The sequence below is a fragment of the Streptomyces sp. NPDC059567 genome (genome assembly GCF_042735655.1).
Lineage (GTDB): Bacteria > Actinomycetota > Actinomycetes > Streptomycetales > Streptomycetaceae > Streptomyces.
Map to the genome: position 1 here is coordinate 6,962 of NZ_JBHWBS010000149.1, position 4,088 is coordinate 11,049.

2 protein-coding genes are annotated in these 4,088 nt (G+C 73.1%); both read right to left on the minus strand.

All coding sequences use genetic code 11. The features are described 5' to 3' along the window. Positions 1 to 51: 51 nt before the first annotated feature. On the minus strand, positions 52 to 1,605 hold the full coding sequence (ffh, locus tag ACFVZW_RS35350; protein WP_384530423.1) for a signal recognition particle protein: 1,554 nt from the start codon (positions 1,603 to 1,605) through the stop codon (positions 52 to 54). A 112-nt stretch (positions 1,606 to 1,717) separates the two neighbouring features. Beyond that, on the minus strand, positions 1,718 to 4,088 hold a 2,371-nt coding region (locus ACFVZW_RS35355), incomplete at its 5' end, for a [protein-PII] uridylyltransferase (RefSeq protein WP_384530426.1).

Below are 4,088 nucleotides of genomic sequence, written 5' to 3' on the forward strand. Positions count from 1 at the left end.
GCCCGGCCCCGTGAGCGTGCGTCAGTCGACGCCGTTGCGGCGGTACGGCTGTCAGCCCATGAACTTCTTGAACTCGTCCGGGAGCTCGAAGTCCTGCGGGCCCTGCCCGGCCGACGGGAGCCCGAAGGCGCCGCCCTGCTGGGCCTGCTCGCGGCGGGCCGCGGCGGCCTCCTCCTCGGCCTTGCGCTTCATCGGGTTGCCGCTCTTGCGCTTGCCCTTGGCCTGCTTGATCTGCTTCTTCTGCCGGCCGGGGCCGCCACCCATGCCGGGCATCCCGGGCATACCCGGCATCCCGCCGCCCTGGGCCATGCGGGACATCATCTTGCGGGCCTCGAAGAACCGCTCGACCAGGCCCTTGACCGCGCTGACCTCGACGCCGGAACCCTTGGCGATACGGGCGCGGCGCGAGCCGTTGATGATGGTCGGGTCATGGCGCTCGCCCGGGGTCATCGACTTGATGATCGCGGCCGTGCGGTCGACGTCCCGCTCGTCGATGTTGTTGATCTGCTCCTTCATCTGCGCCATGCCGGGCAGCATTCCGAGGAGCTTGCTGATGGAGCCCATCTTGCGGACCTGCTCCATCTGGGCCAGGAAGTCGTCGAGCGTGAACTCCTGCCCCTTCTTGGACGCCAGCTTGGAGGCCATCTTGGCGGCCTCTTCCTGGCTGAAGGTCTGCTCGGCCTTCTCGATCAGGGAGAGCATGTCGCCCATGCCGAGGATGCGGGACGCCATGCGGTCCGGGTGGAACGCGTCGAACTCGTCCAGCTTCTCGCCGTTGGAGGCGAACATGATCTGGCGGCCGGTGACGTGCGCGATGGAGAGCGCGGCACCGCCTCGGGCGTCGCCGTCGAGCTTGGAGAGCACGACACCGTCGAAGCCGACGCCGTCGCGGAAGGCCTCGGCGGTGTTGACCGCGTCCTGACCGATCATGGCGTCGACGACGAAGAGGACCTCGTCGGGGCTGACGGCGTCGCGGATGTCCGCGGCCTGCTGCATCAGCTCCTGGTCGATGCCGAGGCGGCCGGCGGTGTCGACGATGACGACGTCGTACATCTTGGTCCGCGCGTACTCGATCGAGTCCTTCGCGACCTGGACCGGGTCACCGACGCCGTTGCCCGGCTGCGGGCCGTAGAACGCCACGCCCGCGCGCTCGGCGACGACACCGAGCTGGGTGACGGCGTTGGGGCGCTGGAGGTCACAGGCGACGAGCAGCGGGGAGTGGCCCTGGGCCTTGAGCCAGAGGCCGAGCTTTCCGGCGAGGGTGGTCTTACCGGCACCCTGGAGACCGGCGAGCATGATCACGGTCGGCGCGGTCTTGGCGAACCGCAGGCGGCGGGTCTCGCCGCCGAGGATGCCGATGAGCTCCTCGTTGACGATCTTGATGACCTGCTGGGCGGGGTTCAGCGCCTGGGAGACCTCGGCGCCGGTGGCCCGCTCCTTGACCTGCTTGATGAACGCCCGGACGACGGGCAGGGCGACGTCCGCCTCGAGGAGGGCGATACGGATCTCGCGCGCGGTGGCGTCGATGTCCGCCTCGGACAGGCGCCCCTTGCCCCGGAGATTCTTGAATGTCGCTGCAAGGCGGTCGGAGAGGGTATCGAACACGGCGGTCGCGGATCCTCGGTGTCGGGGGCGGGCGGACGGATTGCCCTCCAGGGTATCTGCCCGGTCGAAGTGCGTGCCCCCGCCCGTCGAAACGGACGGGGGCGGGACGCTCTCACCGCAGTGCGCCCTCCAGGGCCCGGGCCAGGTCGGAGGCCTCCTCGTCGGGCAGGAGCGAGCCGTCGGGGCGGGTCACGTAGAGGGTGTCCACGGCGTTGGCGCCCAGGGTGGAGACGTGGGCGCTCCTGACCCGGACGTCGGCGCCCTCCAGGGCCCGGCCGATGCGGTGCAGCAGGCCGGGGGCGTCCTGGGCGCGGACCTCGATGACGGTGGCGAGCCGGGAGCCGGCGGCGGCGACGGTGACGCGGGGCGGTGGGGCGGTGACTCCGCGTCGCCGCGGGTAGGCGGCCTCGCGTTCGGCCAGCCGTGCGCGGATGTCCAGGCTGCCGTCGAGGGTGCGTACGAGGTCGGCGCGGAGCCGGGCGGCCTGGGGCAGGGATCCGTACTCGGCGGCGACGCGCCAGTTCAGTACGAGGACGGCGCCGGGGCCGAGCTCGGTGGGGAGCTCGATGGCGCGCAGGTCGGCTGCGCGGACGGTCAGCCGGTGCAGGGCGAGGACGCCGGCGACGGCGGGCAGGACGCCCGGCTGGTCGGGCAGGGCGATGAGGAGTTCGACGCCGACGGGTTCCGGTTCGCCGTCCTGGGGCGCGGTCTCCGGCTGGGCGTGGAGGGCGAGGACGGGCTCACCGGTGCGCAGTGCCTCGATCGCGAGGCGTTCCTGCTCCGCGCTCGGAGCTGCGGGCTCCGGTTCCGGTTCGGGCTCTCCGGCGAGGACGGCGCCGACGCGTTTGACGAGGTCGGCGACGAGCGAGGCGCGCCAGGAGGACCAGGCTGCCGGTCCGGTGGCGAGCGCGTCGGCCTCGGTGAGGGCGTGCAGCAGTTCCAGGGCGCCCTGTGTGCCGACGGCGGTGGCGACGGACCGGACGGTGGCGGGGTCGTCGAGGTCGCGCCGGGTGGCGGTCTCGACGAGCAGGAGATGGTGGCGTACGACGGTGGCGATGACGGCGACGTCGGCGCGGTCGAACCCGATGCGGGTGGCGACGTCCCGGGCGATGGTCTCGCCCGCCACGGAGTGGTCGCCGGGCCAGCCCTTGCCGATGTCGTGCAGGAGCGCGGCGACCAGCAGCAGGTCGGGCCGGCCGACGCGGCGGGTGAGCGAGGACGCGCGGACGGCGGTCTCGACGAGGTGCCGGTCGACGGTCCAGGTGTGGACGGGGTTGCGCTGCGGGCGGCAGCGGACGCGTTCCCAGTCCGGCAGGAGCCGGGTGATCAGCCCTTCGGCTTCCAGTGCCTCCCAGACGGGCACGGTCGGTTCCCCGGCGCCGAGCAGGGTGACCAGTTCCTCGCGTGCCTCGGCGGGCCAGGGCACCGGCAGCGGTTTGGCGGTGGCCGCGAGCCTGCGTACGGCGTGCAGGGAGAGGGGCAGTCCGGACTGGGCGGCCGCGGCGGCGGCGCGCAGGGGCAGTACGGAGTCCCGTTCGGGTTTGGCGCTGAGGGCGAGGACGACCTCGCCGTCCATCTCCACCACGCCTTCGGCGAGGGGGGTGCGTTCGACGGGCGGCTTCGCGCCGGTCCGGCCGCCCAGGATGGTGCGCAGCCGGGGTCGGGCGGAGCGGGCCTTGAGGACGCGGTTGACCTCGCGCCAGGTGACGTCGGTGGCGTACGAGATGATCCGCGCGGACTCGTACACCTCGCGCAGCAGGGTGTCGGCGTCGAGGAGGCCCAGCTCTTCGGCGACGGCGTCCTGTTCCTGGAGGGCGAGCCGGTCGGTGGCCCGGCCGGTGGCCAGGTGCAGGGCGTCGCGGGCGTCGAGGAGGCGGCGGCGGGCGCCGTCGAGGCCCTCGCGCGGGGCGTCGGCGAGCCAGGAGGCGGCGACGGCGCGCAGGACCTGGGCGTCGCGGAGCCCTCCCCTGGCCTCTTTCAGGTCGGGTTCGAGGAGGAACTGCAGCTCCCCCATGCGCTCGGCCCGCTCGCGGCACAGCGCGTCGAGTTCGGGGAGCCGCTTGGGTGCCTGGTTGCGCCAGTCGGCGAGGATGGCGGTCCGCAGTCCGGCGACGAGTCCGTGGTCGCCGGCGACGGCCCGGGCGTCGAGGAGGCCGAGCTGGACCTTGAGGTCGTCCCCGGCGGTCTTGCGCGCCTCGGCGGGGGTGCGTACGGAGTGGTCCAGGGCGAGGCCCAGGTCCCAGACGGGATACCAGATCCGGTCGGCGAGGGTGGCGACGGTGCCCGCGTCGGCGGTTCCGTCGTGCAGGAGCAGCAGGTCGAGGTCGCTGCGTGGGGAGAGTTCACCGCGCCCGTAGCCGCCGACGGCGACGAGCGCCACCCCTCGTGGCGGCTGGGCGGCGGTGAACAGTCCGGTCAGCCAGTCGTCGGTGAGCCGGGCCAGGGCGGCACGGCGCGGCGGCCCGGACTGCGCCTTCTCGGTG